This window comes from Mesorhizobium sp. M1E.F.Ca.ET.063.01.1.1 (genome assembly GCF_003998155.1).
Taxonomy (GTDB): Bacteria; Pseudomonadota; Alphaproteobacteria; order Rhizobiales; family Rhizobiaceae; genus Mesorhizobium.
This window is the reverse complement of record NZ_RZSC01000600.1, coordinates 1-3,655: the sequence shown is the minus strand read 5'-3', so window position 1 is coordinate 3,655 and position 3,655 is coordinate 1. Positions and strand designations below refer to the sequence as shown.

Sequence of the window (3,655 nt, the reverse complement as noted above, 5' to 3'; positions counted from 1 at the left end):
TGCGGGCATTTTGCCGGCTTGGCGAGAAGGCCCTTGTGCTGCCGCGGCGCGTCGGCTCCGCAATCGGGCCAGATGGTAGGGCCAGGCGGCTGCGAAAGCCGCGTCCGGGCACGGCGCGCAGCCGGTCGTGCCGGATCGGCCTTTACTCCAAAGGCAAGCTGGCGCGCAGTGCCTTCAGCGCCTCGCTCCAGCGGAGCAGTTCGTCGAGCATCATCTTGGCACCCTGCAGCACGTAGTCGCTCGCCTGGTATGCGCCACCCTTGTCAAGCAGCGTCCTGTAGGCGGGCAGCGCCACGCCTTCCGGGATCGGCATGACGCCGACCGAGGTCAGCAGCGGCTTCAGCGCCTGCGCAGCGCGTAGGCCGCCGGACACCCCGCCATAGCTGAAGATGGCGGCGGGCTTGTAGCGCCACTCCTTGAGCAGATAGTCGACCGCGTTCACGATCGCCGGGGCCACGAAGTAATTGTATTCCGGCGCCACGAAGACGAATGCGTCGGCGGCGTCGATCGCCTTCGACCAGGCCTTGGTGTGGTCGTTCTCATATTTGCCCAAGCGCGGATGATGCGGCTCGTCGAGCATCGGCAGCTTGAAGGCGGCAATGTCGGTCAGCACCGGCTCGAACTTGCCGTGCTCGCGCGCGAAGCCCTCGAGCCACTCGGCGAAGATCGGCCCGGCGCGGCCCGGCCGCGTGCTGCCGATGATGATGCTCAACTGGTTCTTCACGGGTGGCTCCTTCATTGACAGTATACATTGGTGACTAAAGCAAGCAGTCACCGTCAACAAGCGGCCATTGGTCGCGCCGTTCACATTCAGGCGAGGCGGTCCGTCCGCGGACTTGCCACTCGGCCACATGGACGCCCGCCTTGCCGGGCACTACATTTAGCCTGCCAGCGGAGCATGCCCATGGACACCAAGCCCGCCCCCTTCGTGCCGCCCGCGCCGAAGCCGCGCACCCAGCCGCCCTCGACGCTGGAGATGATGCGCATCGTCTACCGCAACCCGCTCGAGCTGTGGGGCGAGCATACCTACAACGAGCCCTGGATCTCGGTGACCGGCATCGGCGGGCCGCTGGTCATCGCCAACGATCCCGGCCTCATACGCCATGTGCTGATCGACAACGCCAGGAACTACAAGATGGCGACCGTGCGCCAGCTGATCCTGCGCCCGATCCTGCGCGACGGCCTGCTCACGGCCGAGGGCGAGGTGTGGAAGCGCTCGCGCAAGGCGATGGCGCCGATGTTCACGCCACGCCACATCTTCGGTTTCGCCGAGCCGATGCTGAAGCGCACGCTGGAATTCGTCACCCGCTACGAGGCCGGCGGCACGACCGACGTCGCTCGTGACATGACGATGCTCACCTATGACATCCTGGCCGAGACGCTGTTTTCCGGCGAGATCGCCGGGGAGCAGGGCAGCTTCGCCAAGGAAGTCGACCGCCTGTTCGAGACCATGGGCCGCGTCGATCCGCTCGACCTTTTGCGCGCGCCGGAATGGCTGCCGCGCTTCACCCGCATCCGCGGCCGCAAGACCATGGCCTATTTCCGCAACATCGTCGCCGGCACGGTGAAGATGCGCGAGGAGCGGCTGAGGCGCGACCCCGATAGCGTGCCGCAGGATTTCCTGACGCTGCTGTTGAGAGCCGAGGGACCGGATGGCCTGACGCGCTCGGAAGTCGAGGACAACATAATCACCTTCATCGGCGCCGGCCATGAGACGACGGCGCGGGCGCTGGGCTGGACGATCTATTGCCTCGCCGAAGCGCCCTGGGAGCGCGACAGGATCGAGCAGGAGATCGACGCGGTGCTGGCAAGAGAGCCTGATCCGACGAAATGGCTGGACGCCATGCCGCTCACCCGCGCCGCCTTCGAGGAGGCGCTCCGGCTCTATCCGCCGGCGCCCTCGATCAACCGCGAGCCGATCGAGCCGGAGACCTGGAACGGTCTCTATATTCCGAAATATGCCGCCGTGCTGGTGATGCCCTGGGTCGTGCATCGGCACCGCAAGCTGTGGGACCGGCCGGACGCCTTCATGCCGGAGCGTTTCCATCCCGAAAACCGCGACCGGATCGACCGCTTCCAGTATCTGCCTTTCGGCGCCGGGCCGCGCGTCTGCATCGGCGCCAGCTTCGCCATGCAGGAGGCGATCATCGCTTTAGCCATCCTGTTGTCGCGCTTCCGCTTCGACGTGACGGCCGAAACCCGGCCATGGCCGGTCCAGAAGCTGACCACGCAGCCGCAGGGCGGCCTGCCGATGCAGGTTTCCCGGCGGTCCTGACTGGCTGTTGGTTACCGGTCGGCTATCGGCCGGCGTTGCTGGAACTGGCCGGCGGCGCGGAAGCGCCAGAGGTAGCTCGGCAGGATCGTGGCGATCGCCTGCGGCTGGATGCCGAGGCCGCCGAGCGTCCTGTCCGCCTTGGCGGCGGCTTCGGAGACGACGTTGTGCGCGCGCAACTGCAGCACCTGGTCCTTGGTCAGCAGCGGATTGGGCAGCAGCTGAAGGATCGAGGCCTGGATGTTCGCCACCCACCACGGCACCGGCACCAGGAGCCGCCGGCGATCGATGACCGCGAGCATCTCTTCCATGCATTCCTTGAAGGTCAGGACCTGCGGACCGCCGAGCTCATAGATCTGGCCGCCCTTGACCTTGCCGTCTACCGAGCGCGCAATCGCCTCGGCGACGTCGCCGACATAGACCGGCTGGAATTTCGTCTGCCCGCCGCCGATCAGCGGCAGGACGGGCGAGAGGCGTGCCATGCCCGCGAAGCGGTTGAAGAAGCTGTCTTCCGGTCCGAAATTGATCGACGGCCGGAAGATGACGGCATCCGGGATCGTCTCGAACACCGCCTTCTCGCCGAGCGCCTTGGTGCGCGCGTAGTCGGAAGCCGAGTTCAAGTCGGCGCCGAGCGCCGAGATGTGGGTGAGGCTGGCGCCGACCGACCGCGCGGCCTCGGCGATGGCGCGCGCGCCGAAGTCGTGCACGGAGCCGAATTTCTGCCGGCCGGTCTCGTGCAGGATGGCGACCAGGTTGACGACGTGGTCGGCGCCCTGCACGGCGCGGTCGACCGACCAGCGCACGCGCACATTGGCCTGCACCGGCTGGATCTGACCGACATTGCCGAGCGGCTGCACATGGCCGGCAAGGTCCGGCCGCCGGCAGGCGACGCGGATGCGGTAGCCGCGCTTGGCGAGCGCGCGCACGACATGGCGGCCGACAAAGCCTGAGCCGCCGAAGACGACGACGAGCTTGGGGGTCTGCAGGATTTCGGTCATGGCTGGCTCCGGCGCGCTTTCCCGATAGTACTTGGTTACAGCGCCGCGCGGCCAATCGGACGCGTAAAGGACGCTGTAAGACTTTGATCTGGCCGTTTCATAGTCGGTTTCGCGCCAAAGGCAAAGGGCAGGCGAAGCCAATCTCGAGCTTGTTTCGGCCCAAACAGAAAACCCCGCCGAAGCGGGGTTTTCCGGGCAGTGGTCGCGCCGAAACAGGGACCAACGAGGCGGCCTGACCTGAGACGGTATCAAGGCGGCGTGAAGCATTCACGCCCGCCCCGGCCCTGGACGCCCGGCGCGGCGCCGCCAACCGCAAGCCGCGACCCAGCCACCCTCTGCGGCTTGCGATGTGGGGTGCCGATGATGGGTCGTCGCAGGGCGATAA

Annotated in this window: 3 protein-coding genes; 1 reads left to right on the top strand and 2 read right to left on the bottom strand. The window is 66.8% G+C overall.

What is annotated here, in order from left to right:
- Window positions 1-142: 142 nt before the first annotated feature.
- A complete protein-coding gene (locus EOA29_RS28885; RefSeq protein WP_127221947.1) occupies window positions 143-724 on the bottom strand; it encodes an NADPH-dependent FMN reductase in 582 nt (193 codons plus the stop codon).
- Window positions 725-904: 180 nt separating this feature from the next.
- On the opposite strand from EOA29_RS28885, the gene EOA29_RS28880 reads away from it, so the two are divergent.
- Window positions 905-2,275 (top strand): cytochrome P450, encoded by a 1,371-nt coding sequence (locus EOA29_RS28880; RefSeq protein WP_127221946.1) that lies wholly within the window; start codon window positions 905-907, stop codon window positions 2,273-2,275.
- An 11-nt stretch (window positions 2,276-2,286) separates the two neighbouring features.
- On the opposite strand, the gene EOA29_RS28875 is transcribed toward EOA29_RS28880, so the two are convergent.
- Entirely contained in the window at window positions 2,287-3,270 is a 984-nt protein-coding gene (locus tag EOA29_RS28875; RefSeq protein ID WP_127221945.1) for a complex I NDUFA9 subunit family protein, read from the bottom strand.
- Window positions 3,271-3,655 lie beyond the last annotated feature (385 nt).

What these genes read in the sequence shown, in the direction of transcription:
- EOA29_RS28880 (WP_127221946.1), top strand. Translation starts at nt 905, where the DNA reads ATGGACACCAAGCCCGCCCCCTTCGTGCCGCCCGCGCCGAAGCCGCGC.
- EOA29_RS28875 (WP_127221945.1), bottom strand. Translation starts at nt 3,270, where the DNA reads ATGACCGAAATCCTGCAGACCCCCAAGCTCGTCGTCGTCTTCGGCGGC.